Origin of the sequence: Paenibacillus harenae DSM 16969 (assembly GCF_000422465.1) — a bacterium.
Classification (GTDB): Bacteria; Bacillota; Bacilli; order Paenibacillales; family Paenibacillaceae; genus Pristimantibacillus; species Pristimantibacillus harenae.
Genome location: NZ_KE383846.1, coordinates 404,524 through 431,246, shown reverse-complemented (window position 1 = coordinate 431,246; position 26,723 = coordinate 404,524). Strand labels below are relative to the sequence as shown.

25 protein-coding genes are annotated in these 26,723 nt (G+C 51.6%); 21 read left to right on the top strand and 4 right to left on the bottom strand.

The window, feature by feature from the left end; all coding sequences use genetic code 11:
- Window positions 1–146 precede the first annotated feature (146 nt).
- From pyrE to H581_RS0132415, 10 genes are all read left to right on the top strand, one after another.
- Window positions 147–671 (top strand): orotate phosphoribosyltransferase, encoded by a 525-nt coding sequence (pyrE, locus tag H581_RS0132460; protein WP_029192885.1) that lies wholly within the window; start codon window positions 147–149, stop codon window positions 669–671.
- A 109-nt stretch (window positions 672–780) separates the two neighbouring features.
- Window positions 781–1,533 (top strand): methylenetetrahydrofolate reductase, encoded by a 753-nt coding sequence (locus H581_RS0132455; RefSeq protein WP_036720755.1) that lies wholly within the window; start codon window positions 781–783, stop codon window positions 1,531–1,533.
- Window positions 1,534–1,613: 80 nt separating this feature from the next.
- A complete protein-coding gene (locus tag H581_RS0132450) occupies window positions 1,614–2,804 on the top strand; it encodes a M14 family metallopeptidase (RefSeq protein WP_029192883.1) in 1,191 nt (396 codons plus the stop codon).
- 407 nt (window positions 2,805–3,211) lie between these two features.
- Window positions 3,212–4,366, top strand: a complete 1,155-nt coding sequence (locus tag H581_RS0132445; protein ID WP_029192882.1) for a serine hydrolase domain-containing protein — start codon at window positions 3,212–3,214, stop codon at window positions 4,364–4,366.
- Window positions 4,367–4,417: 51 nt separating this feature from the next.
- On the top strand, window positions 4,418–5,602 hold the full coding sequence (locus tag H581_RS0132440; RefSeq protein WP_051251530.1) for a serine hydrolase domain-containing protein: 1,185 nt from the start codon (window positions 4,418–4,420) through the stop codon (window positions 5,600–5,602).
- On the top strand, window positions 5,599–6,408 hold the full coding sequence (locus tag H581_RS0132435; RefSeq protein WP_029192880.1) for an ABC transporter permease: 810 nt from the start codon (window positions 5,599–5,601) through the stop codon (window positions 6,406–6,408). The genes H581_RS0132440 and H581_RS0132435 overlap by 4 nt, the downstream gene beginning before the upstream one ends.
- Entirely contained in the window at window positions 6,405–7,187 is a 783-nt protein-coding gene (locus H581_RS0132430) for an ABC transporter permease (protein ID WP_029192879.1), read from the top strand. The genes H581_RS0132435 and H581_RS0132430 overlap by 4 nt, the downstream gene beginning before the upstream one ends.
- Before the next feature lie 39 nt (window positions 7,188–7,226).
- Complete coding sequence (locus tag H581_RS0132425; protein WP_029192878.1) at window positions 7,227–8,228, top strand: ABC transporter ATP-binding protein; 1,002 nt, start codon at window positions 7,227–7,229, stop codon at window positions 8,226–8,228.
- Window positions 8,229–8,588 (top strand): DUF2500 domain-containing protein, encoded by a 360-nt coding sequence (locus tag H581_RS0132420; RefSeq protein ID WP_029192877.1) that lies wholly within the window; start codon window positions 8,229–8,231, stop codon window positions 8,586–8,588. It begins immediately after the preceding gene.
- Between the two features lie 109 nt (window positions 8,589–8,697).
- Complete coding sequence (locus H581_RS0132415; RefSeq protein ID WP_029192876.1) at window positions 8,698–9,534, top strand: GNAT family N-acetyltransferase; 837 nt, start codon at window positions 8,698–8,700, stop codon at window positions 9,532–9,534.
- Between the two features lie 170 nt (window positions 9,535–9,704).
- Here H581_RS0132415 and H581_RS0132410 read toward each other — a convergent pair whose 3' ends face one another.
- Together H581_RS0132410 and H581_RS36145 are read right to left on the bottom strand one after the other, a co-directional pair.
- A complete protein-coding gene (locus tag H581_RS0132410) occupies window positions 9,705–10,826 on the bottom strand; it encodes an ATP-binding protein (protein WP_029192875.1) in 1,122 nt (373 codons plus the stop codon).
- A gap of 529 nt (window positions 10,827–11,355) precedes the next feature.
- Entirely contained in the window at window positions 11,356–14,346 is a 2,991-nt protein-coding gene (locus H581_RS36145; protein WP_051251528.1) for a S8 family serine peptidase, read from the bottom strand.
- Between the two features lie 379 nt (window positions 14,347–14,725).
- Here H581_RS36145 and H581_RS0132395 point away from each other — a divergent pair, with 379 nt between their 5' ends.
- From H581_RS0132395 to H581_RS0132330, 11 genes are all read left to right on the top strand, one after another.
- Window positions 14,726–15,001: a hypothetical protein gene (locus tag H581_RS0132395; protein ID WP_029192874.1), complete on the top strand. Its 276-nt coding sequence runs from the start codon at window positions 14,726–14,728 to the stop codon at window positions 14,999–15,001.
- Window positions 15,002–15,147: 146 nt separating this feature from the next.
- Window positions 15,148–15,753 (top strand): hypothetical protein, encoded by a 606-nt coding sequence (locus H581_RS0132390; protein WP_029192873.1) that lies wholly within the window; start codon window positions 15,148–15,150, stop codon window positions 15,751–15,753.
- Window positions 15,754–16,165: 412 nt separating this feature from the next.
- On the top strand, window positions 16,166–16,909 hold the full coding sequence (locus H581_RS0132380) for a class I SAM-dependent methyltransferase (RefSeq protein WP_029192871.1): 744 nt from the start codon (window positions 16,166–16,168) through the stop codon (window positions 16,907–16,909).
- Between the two features lie 137 nt (window positions 16,910–17,046).
- The gene (locus H581_RS0132375) at window positions 17,047–18,522 is read left to right on the top strand and encodes a protein adenylyltransferase SelO (protein ID WP_029192870.1); all 1,476 of its coding nucleotides are present in this window, start codon (window positions 17,047–17,049) and stop codon (window positions 18,520–18,522) included.
- Between the two features lie 202 nt (window positions 18,523–18,724).
- Window positions 18,725–18,889 carry a hypothetical protein gene (locus H581_RS38250; RefSeq protein WP_156889749.1) on the top strand — a complete coding sequence of 55 codons (165 nt, stop codon included), beginning with the start codon at window positions 18,725–18,727 and terminating at the stop codon, window positions 18,887–18,889.
- 13 nt (window positions 18,890–18,902) lie between these two features.
- A complete protein-coding gene (locus H581_RS0132365) occupies window positions 18,903–19,685 on the top strand; it encodes a class I SAM-dependent methyltransferase (RefSeq protein WP_029192869.1) in 783 nt (260 codons plus the stop codon).
- A gap of 37 nt (window positions 19,686–19,722) precedes the next feature.
- Window positions 19,723–20,160, top strand: a complete 438-nt coding sequence (locus H581_RS0132360) for a GNAT family N-acetyltransferase (protein WP_029192868.1) — start codon at window positions 19,723–19,725, stop codon at window positions 20,158–20,160.
- A 135-nt stretch (window positions 20,161–20,295) separates the two neighbouring features.
- Entirely contained in the window at window positions 20,296–21,087 is a 792-nt protein-coding gene (locus tag H581_RS0132350; RefSeq protein WP_029192867.1) for a GNAT family N-acetyltransferase, read from the top strand.
- A gap of 19 nt (window positions 21,088–21,106) precedes the next feature.
- Entirely contained in the window at window positions 21,107–21,631 is a 525-nt protein-coding gene (locus H581_RS0132345) for a hypothetical protein (protein WP_029192866.1), read from the top strand.
- 503 nt (window positions 21,632–22,134) lie between these two features.
- On the top strand, window positions 22,135–23,550 hold the full coding sequence (locus H581_RS0132335; protein ID WP_029192864.1) for an FAD-binding oxidoreductase: 1,416 nt from the start codon (window positions 22,135–22,137) through the stop codon (window positions 23,548–23,550).
- Window positions 23,543–24,910 (top strand): (Fe-S)-binding protein, encoded by a 1,368-nt coding sequence (locus H581_RS0132330; protein ID WP_051251527.1) that lies wholly within the window; start codon window positions 23,543–23,545, stop codon window positions 24,908–24,910. Before H581_RS0132335 ends, H581_RS0132330 begins: the two co-directional genes overlap by 8 nt.
- A gap of 308 nt (window positions 24,911–25,218) precedes the next feature.
- Here H581_RS0132330 and H581_RS0132325 read toward each other — a convergent pair whose 3' ends face one another.
- Together H581_RS0132325 and H581_RS36140 are read right to left on the bottom strand one after the other, a co-directional pair.
- Complete coding sequence (locus H581_RS0132325; protein ID WP_029192862.1) at window positions 25,219–25,992, bottom strand: anti-sigma factor; 774 nt, start codon at window positions 25,990–25,992, stop codon at window positions 25,219–25,221.
- Complete coding sequence (locus H581_RS36140; RefSeq protein WP_036720751.1) at window positions 25,989–26,585, bottom strand: RNA polymerase sigma factor; 597 nt, start codon at window positions 26,583–26,585, stop codon at window positions 25,989–25,991. Before H581_RS36140 ends, H581_RS0132325 begins: the two co-directional genes overlap by 4 nt.
- Between the last annotated feature and the right edge of the window lie 138 nt (window positions 26,586–26,723).

Genomic DNA, 26,723 nt, shown 5'->3' with positions numbered 1-26,723 from the left:
AAGGGGCGACCTTATGAGGAGAGAACGGGAAAGGCGGGCTAAACGGCTTGTTATTTCCGTATTCTCATACGATTGCTCTAAGGAACACTAAAGCATCCAATGCTTTAGTGTTTTTTTTGCCCAAATTAATGGGGAGGCGTTCATTGATGGAAAGAGAAGCTTTGGCAACGGCGATTTATGAGACAGCCCTTTTAAAGGGGGATTTTAAGCTGAGATCGGGTCAGACCTCCAATCATTATTTTGATAAATACCTGTTTGAGTCCGACCCGGTTCTCCTTGCCGCGATTGCGGAGCATTTAAGGCCCTTCGTGCCTGACGGAACCGAAGTGCTGGCGGGTCTGGAGATGGGCGGTATTCCGATTGCGACAGCTCTGTCACTCACAACCGGCATACCGGTCGTGTTTGTGAGAAAGAAAGCGAAGGAATATGGAACCTGTAAGCTGGCTGAGGGGGTAGATCTTACCGGCAGAAGAGTGTGCGTCATTGAAGATATCGTAACGACCGGGGGCCAGATTTTATTAAGTACGGAGGACTTAAGGAAGGCCGGCGCAGAAGTGGAATCCGTCTTGTCTGTCATCGAAAGAGATGAGAAAGGCAGAACCAATCTCGAGGAGGCGGGATTAGCTTATATTTCATTATTCAAAATGTCTGAGCTGCAGCCGGCATTATAAGCAAAACTAATCGAACATCTCTAATATATTGATTGGTAAACTGAATATACATTCTATATCATGAATGATTATGCAGTTTCGATAATCGATAGCGGTAAGGAGATTGAACGTGAGAATATCATTAGAGCTTGTTCCAAGAGAGGCAGACGAGTTGAGAGCAGAGCTGCAATTTATAAAAAACCGGTTTCCTATTATTAATACCATTAACATTCCGGATTTGACGAGATTCGAGCTAAGAAGCTGGGAAGCTGCGGCTTTGTCACAAGAGGGCGATAAAGCAAGCATCCCCCACATCCGGGCAATGGATTTTCAAATGGAAAATCCACTTCCCTTTGTCCCCTATTTGGATGAGCACGGCATAACGGAGGTGCTGGTCGTCACGGGAGACGCCCCGAAAAATAGCGGATTACCGACCTACCCTACCACCTGCACGGATATGATTGCAAAAATAAAAAAGGAGCATCCCCACCTTAAAGTATACGCGGCGATCGATCCTTACCGGAACAGTGCGAGCAAGGAATACGACTATGTTCAGCGGAAAATGGACGCGGGCGCGGACGGTTTTTTTACCCAGCCGTTCTTTGATCTGCGGTTCATGGAGCAATACGCTGAGATGCTGGAGGGGCTGGAAGTTTTCTGGGGCGTATCGCCCGTCGTATCGGACAAGTCCAAGGCTTATTGGGAAACGAGAAATCAGGTTGTGTTTCCGCCGGATTTTCAGCCGACGCTGGCATGGAATATTGAATTCTCGAGAAAGGCGCTGGCGCTCGCAAAGCGGCTGAACAGCCCTATTTACTTTATGCCGATTAAAGTGGATTTAGCGGCTTACCTCGAAGGTGTGTTCAGCGAAGTATCTGTGTAAGCGCATAAAGAAGAACCATCGTTGTACCCTCGCCATACTATGAAGGAAATGGGCTTTTGTCACAGGGGGGTACGACAAAAATGAAAGTCACCGTACGCCGCGGCGATACGTTATGGTCTTACAGCCGGTTGTTCCAGGTCCCGGTTCAGCTCATCGCGGATTCCAATCCGAATTTAAATCCAAATGCGTTAATGCTTGGCCAATCTGTCGATATTCCGGGCTTTGTCGCGCGTAATCACCGAATTGCCTCCGGCGAGTCGCTGTGGAGCATCGCTTCATCGGCCGGATTGCCGGTGGATACGCTCCTGCTGCTTAATCCTTCGGTACAGCCCAATATGCTGGGCATCGGTCAACTTATTCGGGTGCCTAGCCGCGTAACAAGCCTCGTCGTTCAGACGGCAAGGCCGTACGATTATGCGGATATGCAGCAGGATTTGAATCGGCTGGCGGACATTTATCCGTTCATCCGCCGTCAATCGATCGGCTCCACGGTAATGGGCAAGCCGATACCGGAAATTCGGATCGGCAGAGGGCAGAAGCAGGTGCATGCAGACGCCTCCTTCCATGGAAACGAGTGGATTACGACACCGGTGCTTATCCGGTTCCTGAATGAATATCTTCTGGCGCTGACGAATAACGGCAGCATCCGCGGGCTCGTAATGAACCCGTTCTATCAGACGACGACCTTGTCGCTTGTTCCGATGGTGAATCCGGACGGCGTCGATCTTGTCGTTAACGGTCTGCCGAGCCAGGAGCCGTTCCGGAGCGACGCGCTCGCCATTAACGGCGGCAGCTACGACTTCAGCGGCTGGAAGGCGAATATACGCGGCGTCGATTTGAACAATCAATTTCCGGCTTTATGGGAGCGGGAAGCGGCGAGGGGACCACGCACGCCTTCGCCCCGGGACTATGCGGGAACGGGCCCGCTGACGGAGCCGGAATCGCAAGCGATCGCCAATCTCACGCGGAACAGCAATTTCAGCCGCATCTTGGCTTTCCACACGCAAGGCCAGGTTATCTTCTGGGGCTTTGAAGGACTTGAGCCGCCGGAATCGGAAACGATCGTCACAGAGTTCGCCAGAGTGAGCGGCTATCGGCCAATCGGGTACGCCGACAGCTCGGCGGGCTATAAGGACTGGTTCATTCAGGATTGGCGCAGGCCGGGCTTTACGATCGAGGCGGGGCTCGGCACCAACCCGCTGCCTCTGTCGCAGCTTGAAGAAATCTATCAGCAGAGCTTGGGCATATTGCTGGCTTCTCTCTATATGTGAAAAGGATGGGCCGTTTCGGGTGATGCCGGGGCGGCCTTTATTTTGGTCGGCAGTGGATTAATCGTAGCAATTGAATTTAAATACGGTCAAGCGGTGAAAACAAATGTTCGCATTTCTGATTTTTCCGGTGTGATAGGGACGGCGGGCGTTTTCAGAAAATGAATGCTTTGGAATTCTCGATTTTTCTCGCATTCTCGCAATCCTAAAAAATTTTTTAAATTAAAAATTAGATGGACATATTCGTGTGGAACCCCTTAAAATGGAAAATGCGTCTGATCCATGAGCGTAGTAAGTTTCTAGCTGAGCTGCTTGTAAATCACCATGAACGAGCTTGTGCCGCCGTAGGACGGGATAGAATGATTGCGCTTACAAAAAATATTTCCAAATGCGGGAGGGTGATCTGATTCATGCTGCACACGGCAACGATGCATGAAGGGTGGACGGATGCGAGACCGGAGGGATCAGGCTACGATTCGCAGACGATCCGCAGGCTGGACGACCACTATGCGGAACTGATCGGTAAAGGAACGATTCAAGGCGCAAGCTATCTGTTGTCTCGCAAAGGGAAGGTGTTCGCCCACCGTTCGATGGGCAAGTTGCGTGAGACGGACGGAAGTCCGGATTTGCTGCCCGATTCGATTCGCAAAGTATATTCCATTACGAAAGTCATTACTGCGGTTGCGATTCACCAGCTCATCGATCGCGGCCGGCTTTACCTCATGCAGCAGGTGAGCACCCTGTTGCCTGAGTTCGACACAGACAAGCACCGCGGCATAACGGTGTTTCATCTGCTAACCCACACGTCCGGCCTGCGCGGCGATCCGGGCTTCTATAATGAGCCGAACGGGTATCCCTGGTTCGAGTGGGCGGTACGCGAGCTGAAGAAGCAAGGCAGTGATATCGGCTGGGTGAAGGCGCTTTTGTCCGGTCCGCTACAAAATATGCCGGGGAAGGAATGGATTTATTCGACCAGCGCCTATGCGCTGCTTGGAGAAATCATTTCGAAGGTATCGGGCAAGCCGTATGAGCAATATATTCAGGATGAAATTTTGTCACCGCTCGGCATGACCCATTCGTTCTTCCACGTACCGGAGTCTTTTCGGGATAACGTGTGCTGTACGGGGCCGTGGGAGGCAGAGCAGTTGTACAATCCCCGCGAAGCGCAGGCGGATGCGCCTCCTCAAGCAGGCAACGGGATGTATTCGACACTGGATGACTTATGGAAATTTGGGCAGATGATGCTGGGCGGCGGGGAGTGGGGCGGCAGCCGCATCTTGTCCAAGCGTGCAGTAGAGCTGCAAACGTCGAACGTCTTGAACGGAGTTGCGCATAATGGCTGGGGCAGTACGCAGCGCGATTACAAATTCGGGCTGGGCTGGTCTCTTGAGCATTACGACTTGTGCAGCAAGGGAACCTTCTCGCATGAGGGTCACGGCCACAGCGGCTTATATGTCGATCCGGCGGAGGAGCTGGTGTTCGTTTTCTTTGTTCCCGGCGATAAGGGTTTCACCAACGAGTCGGTCCTTACGCCTCGCGCAATCGTATGGTCGGGGCTGCTCTAAGGGAGAGCTTGCTTAGCCGCAATTTAATATCATGCGATATGGAGGGATAGTATGTCGATTACGGGAGAAGCGAACAGGATCGGATGGCAGGAGGCCGGCTACGATCATACGGTGATTGAACGGTTAGAGAGGCATTTCGAGCAGTTGACCGGGCAAGACAGAATTCAATGCGCGTCCTATTTGATGGCTAAGGACGGCAAGGTATTCGCGGATGGAGCAATCGGACGGCTGCGCTACGACGAGCCAGACGCGCAGCTGCGCACGGATTCGATTCGGCGAATCGCATCCGTAACGAAGCTGTTTACGGCGGCAGCGGTCTTCCAGCTCGTAGAGAGGGGAAAACTCTTCCTGCGCCAGCCTGCGGCGGAATGGATCGAACAGTTCAAGAATCCGATGTACGAACGCATTACCATCCTGCATTTGTTGACGCATACTTCGGGCTTGCAGGCCGATCCGGGCTATTATTTGGAGCCGTATCCGATGAGCTGGTGGAATATTTTGTTTGCCTACGAGCCGGAGACGGAAGGGCCGTTCGCGGTTACGGACGAGGAGGAGATCGAGAAGCAGCGCAAATCCGCTTGGATCCGCGCGGTCCTGTCCGGCAAGCCGCTCACGGCTCCCGGCGAGCAGTGGTGCTATTCCTCCGCAGGATTTTCGTTGCTGGGCGAGATCATCGCCAGAGCCAGCGGAATGCCGTTTGAACAGTATGTGATGGAGCACATCGTCAAGCCGCTCGGCATGAACCGCACCTTCTTCGAGGTGCCGGACGAACTGCACGGCGAGGTCTGCGTTATTAACGAGCATGAAGCCTCGCGCCTTAAACCCGGCGATTGGAAATATGCGCCTCCGCGTGCGGGCGGCGGTCTTTACTCGACGCTTGGCGACCTGCATCGTTTTGGCCAAATGCTGTTAAACGGAGGAACGTTGGACGGCGTCAGGATCCTGTCGCGCAAATCGATCGAGAAAATGACGGATAACGCGCTTGATGAGGGTATTCGCGCTTTTGCCTGGGGCGGCGATGTAAAATCGATCTCCTATGGAATTGGAGCCACCATAACCGCCCCTGGAGAATGGATACCGGAGGGAACGTTCGGTCACGAAGGCGCGGGCCGCTGCAAGCTGCTGATTGATCCGAAGCATCAATCGGTTATTGTGTTCTTTGTCCCTTCCAATCTGGATTGGATACCGGAGTCTATGATCGGTACGCAGAACATCATCGGCTCCGGCTGGCTGTGAGAAGGCTGGCAGCCGTCATACGGGCAATCGGGTTTGCAACCTATAAGGAATGGGCGGCATTCCGGTCTCATATGGCGGCTTCGCTGCTGGTCGGTCCGGTTCTCTTCCTCGTACAAGTATTCATCTGGCAGGCCATGTACGAGGGGAAGGAAACGCTGAACGGATTGACTAATTCGCAGATGCTCGCCTATTTCGGCGTGGTGACGCTGATTCATTACATCTCTTTCGACTTTGCCGATTGGAATTTGCAAATGCTGGTACGCAGTGGGAAGTTCGTCACCTTCGCGCTGCGGCCTTTGCCTCATTGGCTGTTCGCGTTAGCGCAGAAGCTCGGTCACCGCTCGCTCGCGCTGGGCATCGAGGTGCTGCCCGTCATGGCGCTGTTCATCTTTGTGTTCGGGGTGAACCTGAAGCCGGCCGCCCCGGGATGGGCGGTTCTTGCTATTCTTCTAAGCTTTCTGATGAATTTTTTTGTGAATTATTGCGTAGGGCTGACGGCATTCTGGCTGGTGCGCGCCGAGGGCGTACGCCGGGTGTTTCTTCTGCTCAAGGATGTCAGCGCAGGGGTATTCATCCCGCTGTCCTTCTTTCCGGAAGCGCTGCAGAAGCTCTTGTTCTTCCTGCCGTTTCAATTTATTACATACCTGCCTACGCGGGTCTATCTCGGGGATTACGAGCTGGCAGGCATTCATCTGACGCCTGGACAGGCAGTGGGCCTGCAAGCCTGCGCCGTCGCAGTTGCAGGGGCGGCAACGATAACCCTATACAACGCCGCGCTTAGAAGGTTTACGGGGGTTGGCGTATGAGAGGAATCGTATACTGCTGGGCTGCCGTGATACGGACGAAGCTGGCCGAGCAGATGGCTTACCGGAGTCACTTTGCGCTTAGCGTGCTGCTGCTTATCGTAGGGGATCTCGTCGTTCCATTTGTCACGCTGCTTGTGTACCGCTCGGGAGCGTCATTCCCGGGATGGACGCTGCATGAGGCGCTTCTTATCCAAGCTGTATTTGCGCTGGCAAAAGGAATCGCGTTCCCCTTCTTCTTCGGCATGGTCGGAACGACGCTTTCCCAAGTAAGGGAAGGCACCTTCGATTTACTCCTGCTCCGTCCGCGCCCGGTCATGATGATGGCGATGCTGACGGGCTTTGATCCCGACGATTTCGGCAGACTGCTTAGCGGCTCCGTTCTGTTCGGCTATGCGCTCAGCGGCCTCGGCGGTCCGTCCTGGCAGTCGTGGCTGCAATTCGGGCTGCTGTTTCTTGCATCGATTACGATATTATGCGCCGTATCGCTGTTTCTCTCCGGCATGCTCTTCCGCTGGGTCGGTAGCAGCCGCGTATTTGATATTTTCGATGCCGTGACCAGCTTCGGGTTGTATCCGGGCACGATTTTTTCGAAATCGCTGCAGAACATCCTTACCTATGTGCTGCCGATCGGCTTAATCGCATTCGTGCCGGCTTCCTCGCTGCTTGGAAGAAACGGCTGGGGAACGCTGTGGGCGCTTGTCCCCGCTGCTGCTTTTCTTATATTAGGGGCCGTGTATTGGAACCGGATGCTGCGAAGCTACACCAGCGCAGGCGGATAATCGCATGAACGTTAAATCAGAAGGAGCGAGGCACCAGCCATGATCGAGGTTCGAAATCTGACGAAAACGTATATGACTCACGAGCGCGGCCATACGCTTCGGGAGGTCGCGAAAAATCTCATTCGCCGGCCGATGAAGGAAGTCCGGGCGGTCAACGCGTTGTCTTTTACCGTTGAGCAAGGGGAGATGGTGGCCTTCCTGGGGCCTAACGGCGCAGGGAAATCGACGACGCTCAAAATGCTGACCGGCGTCCTTCACCCTACATCCGGCGAAGTGCGCGCGCTCGGCCTTATTCCTTGGAAGCAGCGGCGGGACTATGTAGGCAGAATCGGCGCCGTATTCGGTCAAAAATCGCAGCTGCTCTGGGACATCCCTCCGGCTGACGCTTTCTACATGAATAAAGCGATCTACGGCGTCCCGGATCGCGAATACCGGGCGACGCTGGAGGAACTTGTCGAGCTGCTGGAGGTGGGCGATGTGATGCGCAAGCCTACGAGGCAGCTGTCGCTCGGCGAGCGGATGAAATGCGAATTTATTATGGCGATGCTGCACCGGCCCGAGCTTGTCTTTCTCGACGAGCCGACGATCGGCCTGGATATGATCGCGAAGGAAAACATTCGCGGCTTCATCCGAAGCATGAACCGTCAAGGCGTGACGTTTATTTTGACGACGCATGACTTAGGCGATGTGGAATTGCTCGCGGAGCGGGTAATGGTCATCAATCACGGCGAGATTGTGGTGGATGATTCGCTGAGCGGCTTGCGGAGCCGATTGGGCGATAAGAAGTCGGTTCGCCTGACGACCGAAGCGGCAGTGCCGGATATCGCGCGGAAAGGGCTGCATGTTCTCGAACGAATCGGCCCGCTTGAGCTTGAACTGGAGATCGATACCTCGCTGCTTCCCTTGAAGCAGTTTATTCGGGAGTTTAATGAAGCTTACGGCATTATAGATATGGCCATTGAATCGCTTCCGATCGAAGCGGTCATGAAACAGTTGTACGCGGAAGGGGCCGTCAGGCCGGAACCGGCGGCGGTGTTATAGATGCCGGAAGTTTATTTAAGCGAAGTTCCACTGTTTTTTATTCTATTCGGGGGAGCGATCGTAACCCTTGTCGTCGGTACGTTCTTGTTTGTTATCATTAAAGGTTTAAGCAGCTGGGCTTCGAATAATGCGGCGGAGCTTGTTACCCGCAGTTGCAAGGTCGTCGATAAACGGACGGAAGTATGGGGCGGGTCGGGTGATTCAAGCGCCAATACGAATTATTATATCACCTTTGAGTTTGAGGACCGCTCACGTAAGGAGCTGCCTGTGCAATCGGATCGGTATGGACTAATTGTGGTTGGCGATCAAGGCGAGCTGACCTTCCAGGGAACAAGATTTAAAGAGTTTAAGAGGCTGTAGAGAGTACTGGAGGTGACTTGTAACGAATAGGCGAGCAGCATTTCGATTCTTATGTTCTTCTATGCAACAGAGCGGGAACGATAAAAATCGAAATAGGACGTGAACGATCATGATTAGACAATTGCTAGCTATAGATGATTGGCAAAAGATACCGCCTCTGCTCGGAGACGCGCGTTCGAATGTTGTGATCAACGGCGTTTTGAGCGGAATTAATTTGGGCAAGATTTTTGTTGATCGTGCAGAAGCACCAAAGGCGGCGCTTATATGGGCGCAGAATGAAATGTTTTACCTGGTCGGGAGCTATGATGAAGCTTTCTACGAAGAAGTAGAGGCGTTGATTGTGAACACCATTAAGCCGGAAGCGCTGCGGCTCGGCGAGGACTGCTTTAACCTGGAGGTGTACTCGTCGGAGGAGGCGCATTCCTTCGTGACCCGCCGGTTCAGTAACAGGCTAATTAGGGGAGAGCGAGTTCCGTTTATCTTCGATCCTCGGACGTTCGCAGCTAATCATTCCAGCGTGGAAGTGGAAATTCCGGGCGGATATACGGTCATGGAAATGGATCAAAGCGTGATAGCCGGTGATGCCGAGAGGATCATGGCAGCGGAAATTTTGAAATTTTGGGCGTCGGTCGAGGGGTTTTTGGAGAAGGGATTCGGTTTCTGCGTCATGAAGGACGGCGAAGTGATCGGCACTTGCCTTTCCGTCTATGTCGGCGGCCTTGAGTATGAGATCGGAATTAACACGTACGGCGTCATGCATCGCGGCAAAGGATTGGCGACCGCAATGGCTGCGGCCTTCATCCGCAAATGCCTTTGGATCGGCGGCACGCCTCATTGGACGACCGAGCATTTCCGGAAGGACTCGATTGCAATCGCAAGGAAGCTCGGCTTCAAGCAGCTTCCGAATTACCCGGTTTATTATCTTAGCTTTCAGGAGTTTCATTGAGGAGCAGCCGGTTTAACAGTCTTGGGGAAGCTGCTAACCCCCACATTTGCGGTAACTGAATTTAATGTATTGGGACATCCCAATTGTTAAGTGATGGACCTCATATCCCGCTGCCAGGTAGAGATGAGGTCCTTTTTCATATGCAATGAGGTGTTCTCGTTAACCCTAAATTAGGATATCAAATGAACGTTTACGCTGAGCCCCGGATAGCCCGAAGTCAGCTCACCATTCAAAGCTTCCAGCGCGTCAGCCTGAAATCCGCTTCGGAACAGCTCACGGTCAGGCAGGAAGGTTATGCTTGTTCCGGTCTCTTTCGTTATGCCGATTACAAGCAGATCGGATTGCGGAATGCCGTGCCTGTAATCCTGTCGGAATACCTTTCCCTCGCGCCTTACCTCAACGGACAGCTTGCTTGATAGAGCATTGACGACGGGCATATGGATTCCCTTCTCGCCCCCTGGCGCCACTAACGATGCGCTAACGCCGTACCGGCTGAGTTCGGTCAAGACGGACTGCACCGGCGTCTTATTGGAATCCGGCAGCGCTTGAACGGGAATACCCCTTCCGTTATCCGCAACGGTGATGCTGCCGTCATGCTGCAGGATGATGCTGACTTCCGAGCAATATCCGGCCTGGTGCTCCAGAAGGCAATTTTCGACCACCGCCCTCAATAAATGATGGGGATCATGCTCACCCGGATTGGTGCCCAAATAAGCGCCCGTTCTATTTCTCGTTTCCGTTAGCTCCATGTAATCGCTGGTATCGAGCAGATCGGAAGCGGCGGCGAGAAGCAGCAGCAGGGGGAGGAAACGGTGTGCAGGTAGAGAGTAACGGCCGCCTCGTTCCTCTTGGACGAGCAGGTCCGCGCCCAGCAAGGCTTTCGTATGATGATAGAGCTGTCCGGTCGTCCCCATGTTAAGCCGCTCAACGATCTCAGCGCCGGTGAGAGGTTCTTCCAAGACTGCCGTCAAAATATCGAGCCGCTGCTTATGGCCGAGAGCGGCCAGCACTTTAGCTGCTTTGTCGCTGTCGATGCCGAGCAGCCCGCTTACGGCTCTGTGCCGGGGCTCCCATCTATATCGATTAATCCCGCGGTATTGACCACTGTAGAAAATAGCCCCTAGCTCGTCATCTGCTTGCAGCGTTTCATCGGCCTTCCTCCTTCCGGTTTCAGATTGAAAAGGAACGTCCGCCGAAGAACCCGCTGCTGCATTCAACTGTGAGACAAGCTGCTTTAGTTCATCCATTTGAGCCCTCAATAAGTCAAGCTCCGCCCCAAAATCTCTAGACAGCGCCATCACGTCACCTCGCCCCATATTATTATATTACGTAATTACGTAATATAATAAATTATAACATGCTGCGATTACTTTGTAAACAATATCCATTTCGCCTCATGAGCCTCAAATCATATATGAAAATACAAGCGAAGATAACAAGCTGCACGGGTCTTTTGGTACGCGTCGAGAAACAATAACCCGCGGCTTAGCCGCGGGTTATTGACCTTTTATTAGGAGTTTATGAGACTCGCCGAATGTGGATGAAATGCTCATAAAGTTAAGCGCTCAAGCAGCATATCAGGTAATGTTAGTGTCAAATACTGAAATTAATCTCGGTTACAATGAATTCCGCAACCGTTTTGTTTCAATAACTGAAATTAAACCGCTCAATCCGTGATTAGTCGTTCTGCTTCCGTCGTTTAGGTTCAAAATTTGAAATTATTTCCTGACTCAGCAGCTGACTTCAACCGTTTAGTTTCAATTTTGGAAACTACGCCGGCTTCCGTTCGCCTCACCTCATGCTGCCGAGAGGCAGCTCGCTTCATTTGGGTTTACCCTTCTGCTTTTGAGGTTTTCCTTTCTTCATATCCACGAGATATGCCGGTTCCATTACGCCGTTACCGGCAATGTCATAGATATAAACCTCGACCGGTTTAAGTCCCGGTTTAAACGGAACCTGGATACTAAAACTGCCGTCATCGGCTATAACGCCATCCGCTTGTACCCAGCCCTTGTCATCGTATAAAGCCGCAACTCCAACAGCTGAATAATCTCCCAACAGGTCAATCATGAAGTCGCTTTCGATTTGACCTGTAATTGTACCTATGCCATTCTGGATCGTAAAAGCAGGATTATCCAATGCCGAGGCAGGCGCGTTCACATCCGCTACAAACGGAGAGGCCTGTTCCTCCAGCGGCACGGCGGTTGCCGTATCGGCTCCAATCCATGGAATTATGACATAGAAGCCTTCTTCTAACGGGGCCGAACCCGAGCTATTCGTTATTGAGCCATTCCAAGCTTCAAGGATATAGCTGCCGGGATCGATTCCGTCATTAGCCTCTACAATGGTTCCTTTCCATTGCGAGGTAACGGCATCATACACGTCTAAAGAGAAATAAGGCGAGGCCAAATTCACTTTAAATGTAAGATCCGTCGTATCCGTCGCGCCGTCGCCATTTGGAGAGAAGAAGAGAGGGTCTAAGGCAATGCCTGTGATCGCATCCGGTATATCCGCTTCGCCAATGTATAGAGAGAATGGAACCTGGAGGACATGTCCGTCTTCCCCGGTTAAAACTATTTCACCCTCGTAACGGCCGTCAGCCGCTTGCTGATCCACTTGCAGAGATAGATCAAATGAAGCCGTGCCTCCAGCGCTGACTGTCACGTTATCCTGGCTGGCTGTGAGGGTGCCGACGGAAGAACCATGCCATATCGAAGCGATCGAATACGAGGAAGCCGCTCCGGCAATATCTTTCACGGTAACGGTTCTCGTATCAAGCGCCCCGGCATCCTTCTGCCCGAAGGAGACGCTTCCGGTAAAATACGGCAAACTTTCTCCGCTTGGAACCGCGTTGGTGGATTGCTCTACCATAACGACCGCTTTCGCCTCGATTGTATGTCCGAGATCCGCTCTTCCCGCTCCTTGCGCCATATGCGAATAACGCCGGCCTTCACGGTCTTCCAATTTGAAGGCGTTATTCATCAATAAGGATTTTATTTCAAACGGATCCATCGAGCCGTCTTTCTGTAATAACAGCGCGGCGGCTCCGGCGATATGGGGACTAGCCATGCTTGTTCCTTGCAAATCGGCATAGGCATCCTCGTAATTCCCGTCAAAAGCAGGAACGGAGGAGCGGATCGCCACGCCCGGCGCCGAAATATCCGGCTTGATCGTCAGCCCCGGCAATGTCGGTCCGACCGAGCTGAAATCCCCCATGAAATCCTGCTCGAGCTCAATGCCGAACGTAAAGGGGATTGACCCGGACGTTTCCGTTCCAGCCTTGAGAGCCAGTCCGTCTTCTTGAGAAATACTCAACGTCGGAATATAATTGCCTTCTTCTCCTAAGGTGCCGCCGAAGTTTCCGGGTTCGTTGTTATAGATAATGACCGCGGCAGCGCCTGCGGCCTGCGCATTTAATGATTTTTCGGCAAAAGAGATCGAACCGCGGGCTATTAAAGCTGCTTTCCCGTTTAAATCTTTTCCTTCAAAATCTTCAGGAGCGCCCAGTCCGGCAAATACCAGATCCAAGGTTTGGCCCTGCAAATCTCCCAGCTCCGGGGAATAGGCCATTATACTCGCATAAACCTTTTCGATACCGTCTGCTTGAATGGTGGGAATGTCCAGCGGCGGAGAGGAGGCTCCGACAGAAATAGCCATGTCCGCCGATCCCGGAGAACCGACCGTATAGGAGTCGGGTCCGTCGTTTCCGTTCGCGGTGACGGCAACGACCCCGCTGAGCATAACATTATTCAGCGCGATAGAGGTTGCGTCATACTGATCGTTTACGCTGCTCCCCAAGGATAAGTTAATGATGTCCATTCCATCCTGTACGGAACGCTCGATGGCGGCGATCACATCCTCCGTCGAGCCGGTTCCGCCAGGCCCCAGTACACGGTATGCATAGAGATCGGAGCCATAAGCCACGCCGCGAACCCAGCCTGTTCCGCTGCCGGGATTGAAGGGATCTCCCCTGCCTGCAATCGTACCCGAGACATGGGTCCCGTGATCCGTAGCCGCTTCCGGATCATTCGGATCCGGAGGGGTCTCCATCGGATCCGCGTCATTATCGACAAAGTCGTATCCGCCCTTGTAAGCGGAAGCCAAGCTTGGGTGGCGATAATCGATGCCGGTATCCAATACGCCGACCTTAATGCCGGTCCCGTCGAACCCGAGATCCCATAGGAAGTTGGATCCCATGAAAGGGGCGCTTTCATCCATATTCGGCGTGATGCTATCCACTGGCGATACTTTGAATTCCAGATCGGGGTAGATAGCTTTCACGCCTGGCAGCCCTAACAGGCTGTCCACTTGATTGGCTGGCATGGTTACGGAGTAGCCGTTAAAGACATGTTGATATTGCCGCTTCGGCTTAGCGTTTAACTTTGCCAACGACGCCGTAAAACCGGCTTGTTCTGCGGACAATTCAGTCTGGTACGCGGCATCGGATTTCTTTAGGCCTTTCTTCGCCTTTGCGCGATAGACGGCAACGGGGTCCGTCTTCAATTCGACAATAACATCAATGGGCTCCGCGCTGTCCGAAGCGGGGACATAATTTTGCGGTCTAATGGTTTGGGATAAAATCGGCTGATTAGAGCTGATTGACTTTTGTTTCATGGCCTCCAATTTCAAGGAATGATCGAACGGAGAAGTGATTTTTTCCGAAAACATTTCCGATACGCGGTCTGCATCCAGGGAAGGTTGAAGGAGTCTTGCTTCGGCTGCCGATCCGGCTGCAGGGGTGATGAGAGAAAAGATAAGGACGAATAGAAATGAAAGGGTCAACCATCTTGTTCGAAACAGGATTCGGTACATTTTGTCCCTCCAATATTCATTTTTTAGAGAAAGCAGACTACATGTTTCGACCTTTTCTTACATTCTAAGAATGGATAAGTTTACACTTATAAACGCTTAGAATTCTCCGCGAAACGGTTTACGTCCTCTGACAAGGATGCCGGCGCTTCTGCTTGATTGCTCTCGAACATTCCCCCTTTCACGCTATAAGCCTGCAATGTTTTTAGTTTAATGGATTAAAATTAAATATTTTGTTGAAATGTCTGAAAATTTAAAAATAAGCAGATTTTCCTATGCCGCAAAATGGAGAATGATAATCATAGTATAGAAAATTGCATTTGGGCGCACGATAATTATTGGTCAATTGTGGACAATAAAATAACATTTGGAGGCGCGCCCCATGGTCAATCGAAATTTACAACAGATCGCTGACAATGCCGAGAAAGATCAGCAATTACTGCAAGCGCAGCGAGAGGTTCTAAAAGCGCATGAACAGTTGCAAGAACAAAATCAGGAATTATTAGAAGCAGAGCAAGAGCTGCAAACGAATGTTCAGCATGTCCTTCAATCCCAGGAGCAAGTCAGGAAGGAACAAGAAGACGTTCTGCAGGCGCAGCAAAAGCTGCAGCAGGCACAAGCGAATGCGCTTATTCAACAAAACCATTCTCTTCAATAGTGATTAGGCAAAAGATCCGCCAAGGCAGCCGGCATGACCGGCTGCCTATTTCCCGTTTTTGGGAGTAGGCTGAAACATATGGTTACGTTATATCGTTTATTTAGTAAGTCCGTTATAGAGCTAGCGAGAGCGATAAGGGGGATACGATGAAAAGAAAAATAAATACGATATGGGCCATTTGTTTCGCTGCAGGGATCATGACGTTCTTCATGCCTCAGAATGCGTATGCGTGCTCCTGCGCCGGGCCGATAACGGTTGAAGAGCAGCTTAACCATTCGGAGGCCGTTTTCGCCGGTCGCGTCTTGGAAGTGAAAGAACAAAAAAGCGTGGAGGGATACGTAACGAAAGCCGTTCTATTCGAAACGAAACAGATCTGGAAGGGCGGTCCTGAATCGCAGATCATTATTCAAACCGGAAGCGGCGGCGGCGATTGCGGCTATCATTTTGAGGAAGGCAAGGACTATTTGGTGTATGCTAACCGATCCGACATGTACGGCGGTAAAGAGCAACTTGTAACGATCATCTGTGATCGAACGAAGGAATTGGCCGGGGCCCAGGAGGATTTAACCGTATTAGGTGAAGGCAAAGCGCCGACAGAACAGGTTCAGCTTGAAAAAAAAGAGCCGACGGAACAGGTTCAGCTTGAAAATGAACGCCAAAGCATTCAACCTTTCGTGTGGGTTGCCTTATTTGCGATCGCGGTGGTTAGCATGATGGTTTACTTGTCCTGGCGCAGAAATAAAGTGAATTGAGGATGGGTGGGACAGTGGATAAGACCTCTAGAATAAAGAAAACGTGGAAAGTGATCATTACGTTGATCAGCGCACTTATCGTATATCAGTTATTCGTGTGGTACTCCCATACGATGACAACTTTTGAATACGCAACGATAATTCACGCAGACACGGATTCTATTACATTACAAAATGAAGGCGGACGAAAAACGACCGTGTCAACATCCTTAGATCTTAGTAAAATAATTGAAATCGAGAATAAATACTGGGTTACATATGAGCGTAAAAGGTGGAAAAATCCACAACTCTTGGCTATAGAGCCTTGAGCTTATATTGGAAAATAATAGAATCCATTGCGCATTAAGTTTATAATCGATTTGGAAAGCAAATCGAAAAAGAAAAAAAGTGAATTAGGAGACTGCGGTTAATAATGAAACAGAATAAATATGATGATTCCGAATTTTTTGCGAATTACAGCCGAATGCCGCGTTCGATCGGAGGATTGGAAGCAGCCGGAGAATGGGGCTATTTCCGTGCCATGCTTCCGGAGCTGCGTCATAAAAAAGTGCTTGATCTCGGATGCGGATTCGGCTGGCATTGCCGTTATGCCCGAGAGCGGGAGGCCCGCTCGGTGGTTGGCGTAGACCTCTCCGAAAATATGTTGGATCGCGCCAGGGCGATGACGGGCGATTCGGCCATAACGTATCGCCGTCTTGCGATCGAGGACATCGACTTTGCCGCAGAAGAATTCGACGTGGTCATCAGCTCTCTTGCACTCCATTATATCCAGGACTTCGACACGCTCAGCCGGAAAGTTCATCACAGCCTTGCGCCTGGAGGTTCTTTTGTGTTTTCGGTCGAACATCCGATCTTCACTGCGCTTGCTCCGCAAGACTGGTTTTACGATGCGCAAGGAGAGAAATTACATTGGCCGGTCGACAACTATCATGAAGAAGGTCCGCGGTTGACAAGATTCCTGGAAAATGATGTCATGAAGTACCATCGAACCGTCGCCTCCTACATGAATGCTCTAATCGAATCCGGCTTCGGGATTACACAGCTCTCCGAGGTTCAACCGACCAAAGAAATGCTGGCAGGGAACCCCGACTGGCTGGACGCCTTCCGTCGTCCTATATTCTTTTTAGTTGCAGCGGTCAAATTAAGCGGGAAGTAACAGTCATTCATGTATGGAAAGAGTATAATAAAATGGCAAAAGCAAACACTATAAGGGCTGTTTTGCGTGTTTAAACAAGGTTGGAAAATATAATATTAGATACAAATGACAAATGGATAAGGAAATAAGGAGATGCGATGACAGAGAACAATGCAAGGACAGTGGCGGGATGGAACTTCGACAACAGTTATGCTCGATTGCCTGAATCCCTATTTAACCTGCAGGACCTGAACCCTGTAAGCTCCCCGAAGTTGGTCATCCTGAATCAGCCGCTAGCCTCATCCCTGGGATTGAACGCTGAAGAGCTGCAAAGCAAGAATGGCATAGAAGTGTTTGCCGGCAATCAAGTTCCCGAAGGAGCGCTGCCTCTTGCTCAAGCTTATGCCGGGCATCAATTCGGGCATTTCACTATGCTCGGGGACGGCCGCGCGCTCCTGCTTGGCGAACAGATCACGCCCGAAGGCGAGCGGTTTGATATTCAGTTGAAAGGCTCAGGAAGAACGGCATTCTCCCGTCGGGGCGACGGCCGCGCCGCGCTTGGGCCGATGCTGCGCGAATATATCATCAGCGAAGCCATGCACGGGCTGGGCATTCCGACTACCCGCAGCCTGGCGGTAGTGACAACCGGGGAGTCGATTATCCGCGAAACCGAGCTGCCCGGTGCGGTTCTAACACGCGTGGCTGCCAGTCATCTGCGCGTCGGCACCTTTCAATTCGTCTCCAATTGGGGTACGGTCCAGGAGCTTCGCGCCCTTGCCGACTATACGTGGCAAAGACACTTTCAAGAGGCTGATCCTGGCGAGAACACTTATCTCTCTCTGCTGCAGGAAGTGATCAAGCGTCAGACGGAGCTGATTGCCAAATGGCAGCTTGTCGGCTTTATTCACGGGGTGATGAACACGGATAATATGGCCATTAGCGGAGAAACGATTGATTATGGTCCTTGCGCTTTCATGGATGCTTTTGACCCTGCTACGGTATTCAGTTCGATTGACGTAAACGGTCGTTATGCTTACGGCAATCAGCCGCAGATCGGCGCCTGGAACCTCGCGAGATTCGCGGAAACGCTATTGCCGCTGCTGCATGACGACGAGGAGCAGTCGGTCAAGCTGGCGGAGGACGCACTCTCCAAATATAGCGAGCTGTATTTTGGCAATTGGTTCGCGGGAATGAGGGCTAAGCTCGGAATTTTCAACGAAGAGGAGCAGGATGAATCCCTGATTAAAGACCTGCTCGGTATGATGAAGAAGCATCGGGCGGACTATACGAACACGTTCCGCGCATTGACATCCGGCAAGCCGGAGGATACGGGCCTGGCCGGCGATGAGGAATTCGAGCAGTGGCACGGGCAGTGGCAGGCGAGACTGGGCAGACAGCAGGAATCGCAACAATCCTCGCAGCAGCTGATGCGAAGCAGCAATCCCGCGATAATCCCCCGCAACCATCGGGTAGAGGAAGCGCTCGACGCGGCGGTGCAGCGAGGAGACTACAGCGTGATGGAACGGCTTCTTCAAGTTCTATCATGCCCGTATGCGCTCTCCACGGAACAGTCCGATTATTCCGCGCTGCCCGAGTCGTCAGCCTATCCTTACCAAACCTTTTGCGGCACCTGATTTAGCGTTTGAATGAAGTGAAGAGCGGCGGTTTAGGACTTTTTAGTCTTGAGCTGCCGCTTTTTTTCCCCTAGCTGCTCTTCAACTATGGCAGGATTGTGATAACTCGGGGTTGTATAATACATAGAAAGCAAAAGGAAATAAGTGACAACAACGAACGGAGTATACCAGAAGCCAGGGTGGATAAGGAGTTGGCGCGACATTGGATTTCATCATTATCATTTTACTGCTTGCGGTTGTTTATTTGCTTATAGATTTTAGAAGATCCGTGCAGAAGAAACAGATCAAAGAAATCATCGTAAGAGCAAGAAAAGTCAGGAGAGATTTACGACGAAGCATTCGCAAGGACCATGTACGCGAAGATTAGGGAGGGATTAGAATTGGAGCGTAAAAATACGTTTAACGAAATTGCGAGTGAATACGACAAGTATAGACCGAGCTATCCGGAGCAGCTGTTTACCGATATTTTGGCGTACACGGCCATTCAAAAGGGAGATTCCATACTTGAAATCGGCTGCGGCACGGGTCAGGCAACAAAAGGTTTTGTTGATTCAGGGTATGATCATGTGACCTGCGTGGAGCTTGGCCAACAGTTAGCGGAGCTTACTCGGGAGAAATTTAAGGATAAACCGCATGTTAACATTATAAATTCCCCGTTTGAAGCTTGGCAAAGCCAAAAGAGCGACTTTAAATTAGCCATATCCGGGACTGCGTTTCACTTTATCCATCCGCAAGAAGCCGGCTATCGCAAGGTCTTTGACTTGCTTGGCGACGAAGGCTCGATTGCATTCTTTTGGACCGTCCATGTGCCGTCTTTTGATGATGTTTCTAACCGAATTCGGGACAGTTACAAGAAGCATGCCCCTCAGCTCGATGATTCAAAAAATCCGTCCATGGAGCAAATGATTGCGGAAAGGTCGAATTTGACGGTAAAGGATGGGCTGTTTAAGGAGCTGGAAGTCAAACATTACGAATGGAATACCGCCTTTACGAATGACGAATATATTTCATTATTAAATACGAATTCCAGACATAGACTGCTTCCAGACGATGCACGGCTTCAATTGTTCGGGGAAATCAGAGATGCAATCGATCAGGATGGGGGATCCATAATTAAACCTCAAGCCGTGGCCTTGTTCCTGGCAAAAAAAAACTCGAAGTGAGTCATCAAAACATTAAACGTGATGGGATGTTTTTCAAATGATTCGATTATTTCAACTAGAAGATCTGGACAAATGCACCAAGCTGTTCTGTGACGTTTTTAACGGAGAGCCATGGAATGACCGATGGTTGGATCATACGGCAAGCGAATATTTGCTGGATATTGTGAACACGCCGGGATTTATAGGAATGATTGCGATTAAGGATGGCGAAATCATAGGTTTTATTTTCGGATACCGTAAGAAGTGGTGGGAGAATGACGAGTTTTTCATAAATGAAATGTGTGTAAATTCAATGCTCCAGGGGCGGGGGACCGGTTCGGCAATGTTTGAAAGTCTTGAAGCGGAACTGCTTGAAAGAGGCATAACAACGATAACGTTACTAACGGATCGGGATGTCCCGGCAGAAAGGTTTTACAAGAAAAATGGATTTTCGGAAATCGAAAGAATTGTTTTCCTGGCTAAAAATCTAACGTAATAGGAGCTGCAGGAGAGATGCAATGGGGAGTCGAGCAAGACGGCCAGTGGCGCATGGAGTTTAATAATGATGACGGATCAGAGATTTCAATCAGGACAGCTGTAAGAGAAATAAAAACGGTTAAGGCGGGATAGGATGATCGTAAAAGAATGTCAGATCAATGAAGTTCAAGACCTCGTTGAGGTATACATAAGCGCGCTATCGTCACCGTTTGATTCTTTCTTGGAGGGCCATATTCTGGAATCCGCTTTTTTTATGATCCAAGAGGGTGCTGCAGTAGTCGGCTACTATGCGATTCACAATAACGAGACGCTTACCCAGTTCTATATCCGGCGCTCTCACCAGAGGCATGCGCAGAAAATGTTTAGCCAAGCGCTTGAAGGCCATGCGGTGAAATCCCTTTTCGTCCCGACAAGCGATGAATTGTTTCTAAGTCTAGCGATCGATAAGGAATTTACGATCAACAAACAGGCTTATTTTTTTCAAGACAGCCAAGCGGAGATAGCGGATGGCGATCTTTCGGGGGATGAGACTTTCCGCCTGGCCGATTTAGGTGATTTGCATCAAATCCAACAAGTTTGCGGCGATTTTCTGGATCAATATGAGCAGCGTATTGTTAGCGGACAGCTGTTCACCTTCATAAGAGGAAACGTGCTGCTCGGAATCGGAGTCGTTGAACGATCCAAGATGATCAAGGGATTGGCAAGCATCGGAATGTTAACGAACGAGGCGTATAGAAAGCAAGGGGTCGGCAGAGTGATCATTTTACAATTAAGAAAATGGTGCAGACAGCAGGGGATTACGCCCGTCAGCGGATGCTGGTATTATAACGAGGCTTCGAAGAGGACCTTGGAGAGCGCCGGTATGGTCACGAAGACCAGATTGTTGAACGTAAAGGCAGCTCGGCATACGGAAGACCAATTATAAAATGGCATATGGAGGCCTTATGCGAGTAAGCTTATTTTTGGGGAAGGACGATTACAAGTTTGCCGAGTGGGAGCATACCGCGCCTGAGATTAAAAAGCTGGCTGCTAACTCGGTGATTACGGTTAGTCCCGGACCCGACCGGAATCACGCCAGTATCTGTATCGTATGTTCGGGCAGCCTTTCACTGAAGTTTATGGTGAGGGATCTGCATCAAGCGCAGTCGTCGCTGATCCGTTCGATGGAAGAAAGCGTCATCGCCGACTATGAGCATGAAAACTATGATTATTGGGGTCAGATTCCGCCGTTTGGCGTGGTCGAGCTATATGCGATGGAGCTGCTCCACGACGCAAGCGTTTCGGAAGCGGAGCTTGAAGCTTTATTTAGGCTCACAGAACTTTTTTTAATAGATCATTTTATGATGTTTACGTTTCGAGCAAATGAGATCGAAAAGGTGCAACGCTATATGAAGGATACCATTCGTTCTTCGATTCAATACGCACATCAGGGAGCTCATTATTTTCGGTTTAAGCCCGCGGGGTGGTAGAGAGGGACAGATGGAACTGAATAAATTCCAACAAGGGGACGGCTGAATAATTTGATGCAAAAAAATGGAATGTTTTCTTATATCATGCTGGGGCTCGTATTTTCAGGCCTATGGTTATTCATTGGAACTCCGCTTTATATTAATTCGCTGTCTAATTTTCCTGTCTTAAACCTTCAAACGAATGGCTTGGTTTGGTTCTTATGGTGCATCCCCTTCCTTTTGGTCTTGTTTGTTGTTTTTTTCAAAAGAAGCCTGGGCTATATGACGACGACTGTATCCTTTCTGATTGGAACTATTGTTATTACTTTTATTGTTCAGTCTTTTTAGTATTACGAACAGTGGCCCGGTGTGCCTAATTACCGATATACGGCCGGAGTCCGCACTATTGGACGATTGCGCCGGATCCGGCATAGAGATCATAGAAGGTTGAACGGAGCCATTACAAGCCTCGAGCCGGCTTCGGGCATCGGATCGTCTGGCTAATAAGGGAAGGGAGCATGCAAATGTTGGATAGGGTTCTCGTCAAGCAGCTGCGCGCTATTGTAGGGGAAGCGTATTTCCGTGACGACAAGGAGTCCCTTGTCGCCCATTCCTACGACGGGACGCCGATGCTGCAAGCTTTGCCGGACGGCGTGATCTATCCTGAAAGCACGCAGCAGATTTCGGATGTCATGAAATTGCTGGCTTCTCGGCGTGTGCCGGTCGTTACCAGAGGCTCCGGATCCAATCTGTGCGGGGGAACGGTTCCCGTCCAAGGCGGAGTGGTCATGGTCATGCACCGGATGAATCGGATTCTGGAGACCGACTTGGAAAATTTAACGGCAACCGTGCAGCCCGGAATCATTACCTCCGAATTTATAAACCATATTGAATCGCTTGGCTTGTTCTATCCTCCCGATCCGAGCAGCATGCGGATTTCCACGATCGGCGGCAACATCGCGGAATGTTCGGGCGGCTTGCGGGGCTTGAAGTACGGAACGACGAAGGATTATGTGCTGGGTCTGGAAGCCGTTCTGGCGAACGGGGACATCATTCGTACAGGCGGAAAGCTGATGAAGGACGTCGCGGGCTACGATTTGACCAAGCTCTTGGTCGGCTCAGAAGGCACGCTTGCCATCATAACCGAAGCCACGTTAAAGCTTGTGCCTCCTCCCGCCAGCAAGAAGACCATGCTCGCCATGTATCGCGACCTGTACGGCGCGGCGCGGACGGTATCGGCTATTATCGAATCTAAAATCATACCGGCGACATTGGAAATCATGGACAATCCAACGATCCGGGTCGTGGATGCCTATGCCAAGCTGGGGCTTCCTCTCGACATGGAGGCTGTTCTATTGATCGAACAGGACGGCGATCCGGAGAAGGTCGAACGCGACATGGAACGAATCCGGGAGGTATGCGAACGCGAGCGTGCCGACCGGATCGAAATCGCTTCCAGCCGAGAAGAAGCGGAGAAGCTTCTTACGGCCAGGAGAAGCGCTTTTACCGCGCTTGCCAGGCTGCGGCCGACTACGATTCTGGAGGACGCCACCGTTCCCCGTTCCAAAATCGCCGACATGGTGCTGCGCATCAATGAAATTGCGAAAAAATACAACATTTCGATCGCGACCTTCGGGCATGCGGGAGACGGCAATCTTCATCCGACGGCGACGACGGATGCGCGGGATCATGATGAAATTAGCCGGGTGGAGCGGGCATTCGAGGATATTTTCGCCGCGGCGATCGAACTGGGAGGCACTATTACCGGGGAGCATGGCGTCGGCATGGTGAAAGCTCCGTTCCTGGAGTGGAAAATCGGAGCGCCGGGGATGGAGCTGATGAAAGGAATCAAGCAAGCGTTTGATCCTCATCATCTGCTGAATCCGGGCAAGCTGTTCGCCAAGGAAACACGGAAAAGGGTGGTCATCGATCATGGATAATCCATTCGTTGCGGGTAAGCCCGCCATCGCGCATGACAATCCGTTATCCCGAACGATTCTCCGGAAGCTGGATTACGATCAATTAACGAACTGCATGCGCTGCGGCTTCTGCCTGCCGGCATGTCCGACTTTTCGGGAGACCGGACTGGAGCAGGAGTCCCCTCGCGGCCGAATTGCGCTTATGAAGGCTGTCGCGGACGGGCTGATGAATCCCGATCAGGCATTTCGAGTGCAGATGGACCATTGCCTCGGCTGCAGAGCCTGCGAGCCGGCTTGCCCCGCCGATGTGAAATACGGGCAATTAATAGAACAGACGAGAGACGCCTTGGAAGATCACCCGGAGCGCGGTTTGCCTGCAGCCGGTTTACGCAAGGTGCTTTTTCAAGGCGTTTTTCCGAATCGGAGCCGGTTGAAATGGATCGGGAAGTCGCTGGCGTTTTATCAGAAATCAGGTTTGCGGCGCATCGTCAGAGGAACGGGGATGATGCGGCTGTTCGCGCCGCATCTGCGCGAGATGGAGGAGATATTGCCGGACGCCACCGGCCGCGGGGTCGTCGAGCAGCTCGGCACGTTATTCCCGGCCAAAGGGTCACCCCTTGCGCGAGTCGCCTTGTTCAGGGGTTGTATCATGGACGTGCTGTTTGCCGAAACGAATGTGAATACCGTAAAGCTGCTGTCCGAAGCGGGATTTGACGTCTATATTCCCGAAGAACAGGTTTGCTGCGGCGCCCTGCATGCCCATAGCGGCGAATTGGAAGAGGCGAGAGCTTTGGCCCGCGCGAATGTGAAGGCGTTTAAGGAGCTGGACATGGATTACATTGTCTCCAATGCGGGCGGCTGCGGCGCGCTGCTGGTCGAATACGACCACCTGCTGCAGGACGAATCCGACTGGAGAGAGAATGCAGCTTGGTTCGCCCAGCGGGTGATCGATATCAGCCAATTGCTCGTGGACAAGGGGAGAGAGCTGCCGTTCGCCGACGAAGCTGCGACTGCGGCCGAGCCGGCCGTGATGACGTATCAGGATTCCTGTCATTTGAGAAATGTGATGAAGAGCGGTTCCGCACCAAGGCAGCTGCTGAAGCGGGTCGCAAACGCCGAATTCAACGAGATGAAGGAAGCTGACCGGTGCTGCGGTTCGGCGGGCACTTATAACGTCATGCAGCCGGAGATGGCAGGCACTCTGCTTAAACACAAAATGGAGCATGTCAAAGCGGCCAATGCCCATTATTTGTTAACGAGCAATCCCGGCTGCCTCCTCCAGATGATACTTGGCGCGAAGAAGCACAATGCCCGAGCGGACATGAAAGTGATGCATGTCGTGGATTTTCTTTATGAGAGAATAAGCCGTAAGGACGAATGATCTGTACAAAATAGGGCTGCCCCAATGCCTTTAAAGGCTTTTGGGCAGCCCTAGTGCTTGTTGAATGCCAACCCATCGAGAAGGACAATTTTTTTCTTTTCTGTTCTTGGTCTTTTTTTGTGTCCCCAAAAAAGGAGTACATAAGAAAATACGTATAAAAGACGGCTGGTGAGAAACCTTTTTAAGTTTGAATGTGAAAGTTAAGTTTTGGCTAACTATTGCATTCAAAACTTTCCCATTCTATCCGAGCTGAGATACGACACCATCCCAGGAAGGTGTGGTACGGCTACCAGCCGAACCGCCTGCGACTACGGCTGCTGCAGGCGAATGACGAACGCGTCGGGCGAGGTCGGAGCCTGGCTTCCGCCGTGCGGTTCGACGGTGAGGGCAATATTTCGCGCCATTGCAATCGTCTCGTCCTTGAAATACAAATGAGCCCGGCTTGCTTCCAGCTGCCTCAATACGCCCAGGTTACGATGCGTGGGGCCGTCGAGTACCCACGCCTGGATGACGAAGCCGTCGCTTGGAAACATCCCTTCCAGAAGCAATAACACTTCTCCGGAAAGAGGGTTGTACCAGACATATCCTTTCCCAAGCTCGCTGTTCAACGTATGAACCGAAAAGCTGTCCGTCTGAGGATCGTTCATAAAAGAGACCGCGCGCGGTTCGTATTCCGCCACATATTGGCTGCGTTTCACCTTAGGCTCGTTCGATTGTCCTTGCAGGACGACAACGCCCAGCATAATTGCGCATGCGGCCGCCGCAAAGATCCATTTTCTCCCGGATAATATCCCTTTTGTTGCCTGCATCCGCCATTTCCTTGCTTTAACATGGGCTCGAAGGCTGCGATGGACGGAAGGGGAAGGCATGGGGATCTCCCCGCCAGGGTCAAGGGCAGGCTGCCGAGCTGCAAGCAGCGGCTTCCATACGTTAACCGCGTCGCGGCACTTCCGGCAGCCTGCCGTATGGAGCCTCATCGCTTCCGCCTGCTCCGGCGGTTTATTTCCGAGCAGCCAATCGATCCAGTCCTCCTCCTGATACATCCGTTTGCACAGCTGAGCCGTTGTTTCCGTTCCGCTCATCGGTTAACCTCCCTTGCGCCGTTCTCTTCTTCCCGATTCCACCCGTGCTTCTCAAGCTGCTTGCGCATATTGCGAATGCCGTACCTGATCCAGGATTTCACCGTGCCCAGCGGAACTTTCCACCGGTCGGACAGGTCGCGCTGCGTCTCTGCGTCAAAATAATTCCCGATGACCGCCATCCGCTGCTCGGCGGGCAGGCTGCCCAGCGCATGCCGGAGCGCTTCCCGTTCCAGGCGCGCTACCGCATCCTCCTCAGCCGCGACGGCAGTTGCATGCGCCAGCTTCAGCTCCGGCTCGCCAGTCTGCACGATTCGTTTCGACCGTCGCAGGCGGTCCAGGCAGCGGCTCCTTGTCATGACCGCGAGCCAAGCCTCAATCGAGCCGCGGCCCGGATCAAAGCTGTCCCCGCGGCGAAGCGCCTCAAGAAATACATCATGGCATACGTCCTCGGCTTCCATTCGTTCGCCGAGCGTCCGGTGCGCGATTTGCAAAACGAAAGGCGCATAGCGGGCATAAAAACGGTCGAATGCGTCGACCGAGCCGCCGCACATCTCCCGAAGCGCATCGGACATCGAATCGTTCCCCCGGTTCATTTCAATCCTCCTCCGGCATCTGATTTACCGACTCCCGTTATTTATTGTTTTACCAAAAAAATAATTAAACGAAAATAAAAAATTTTTGACAGCGGGATAAATCCATCCCGCGTTTTCGTTCGTACCGATTATGAATGC

Coding starts and splice junctions, on each gene's coding strand:
- pyrE (WP_029192885.1), top strand. CDS start 147: ATGGAAAGAGAAGCTTTGGCAACGGCGATTTATGAGACAGCCCTTTTA.
- H581_RS0132450 (WP_029192883.1), top strand. CDS start 1,614: ATGAAAGTCACCGTACGCCGCGGCGATACGTTATGGTCTTACAGCCGG.
- H581_RS0132445 (WP_029192882.1), top strand. CDS start 3,212: ATGCTGCACACGGCAACGATGCATGAAGGGTGGACGGATGCGAGACCG.
- H581_RS0132440 (WP_051251530.1), top strand. CDS start 4,418: ATGTCGATTACGGGAGAAGCGAACAGGATCGGATGGCAGGAGGCCGGC.
- H581_RS0132430 (WP_029192879.1), top strand. CDS start 6,405: ATGAGAGGAATCGTATACTGCTGGGCTGCCGTGATACGGACGAAGCTG.
- H581_RS0132425 (WP_029192878.1), top strand. CDS start 7,227: ATGATCGAGGTTCGAAATCTGACGAAAACGTATATGACTCACGAGCGC.
- H581_RS0132420 (WP_029192877.1), top strand. CDS start 8,229: ATGCCGGAAGTTTATTTAAGCGAAGTTCCACTGTTTTTTATTCTATTC.
- H581_RS0132415 (WP_029192876.1), top strand. CDS start 8,698: ATGATTAGACAATTGCTAGCTATAGATGATTGGCAAAAGATACCGCCT.
- H581_RS36145 (WP_051251528.1), bottom strand. CDS start 14,346: ATGTACCGAATCCTGTTTCGAACAAGATGGTTGACCCTTTCATTTCTA.
- H581_RS0132395 (WP_029192874.1), top strand. CDS start 14,726: ATGGTCAATCGAAATTTACAACAGATCGCTGACAATGCCGAGAAAGAT.
- H581_RS0132390 (WP_029192873.1), top strand. CDS start 15,148: ATGAAAAGAAAAATAAATACGATATGGGCCATTTGTTTCGCTGCAGGG.
- H581_RS0132380 (WP_029192871.1), top strand. CDS start 16,166: ATGAAACAGAATAAATATGATGATTCCGAATTTTTTGCGAATTACAGC.
- H581_RS0132375 (WP_029192870.1), top strand. CDS start 17,047: ATGACAGAGAACAATGCAAGGACAGTGGCGGGATGGAACTTCGACAAC.
- H581_RS0132360 (WP_029192868.1), top strand. CDS start 19,723: ATGATTCGATTATTTCAACTAGAAGATCTGGACAAATGCACCAAGCTG.
- H581_RS0132350 (WP_029192867.1), top strand. CDS start 20,296: ATGATCGTAAAAGAATGTCAGATCAATGAAGTTCAAGACCTCGTTGAG.
- H581_RS0132345 (WP_029192866.1), top strand. CDS start 21,107: ATGCGAGTAAGCTTATTTTTGGGGAAGGACGATTACAAGTTTGCCGAG.
- H581_RS0132335 (WP_029192864.1), top strand. CDS start 22,135: ATGTTGGATAGGGTTCTCGTCAAGCAGCTGCGCGCTATTGTAGGGGAA.
- H581_RS0132330 (WP_051251527.1), top strand. CDS start 23,543: ATGGATAATCCATTCGTTGCGGGTAAGCCCGCCATCGCGCATGACAAT.
- H581_RS0132325 (WP_029192862.1), bottom strand. CDS start 25,992: ATGAGCGGAACGGAAACAACGGCTCAGCTGTGCAAACGGATGTATCAG.
- H581_RS36140 (WP_036720751.1), bottom strand. CDS start 26,585: ATGAACCGGGGGAACGATTCGATGTCCGATGCGCTTCGGGAGATGTGC.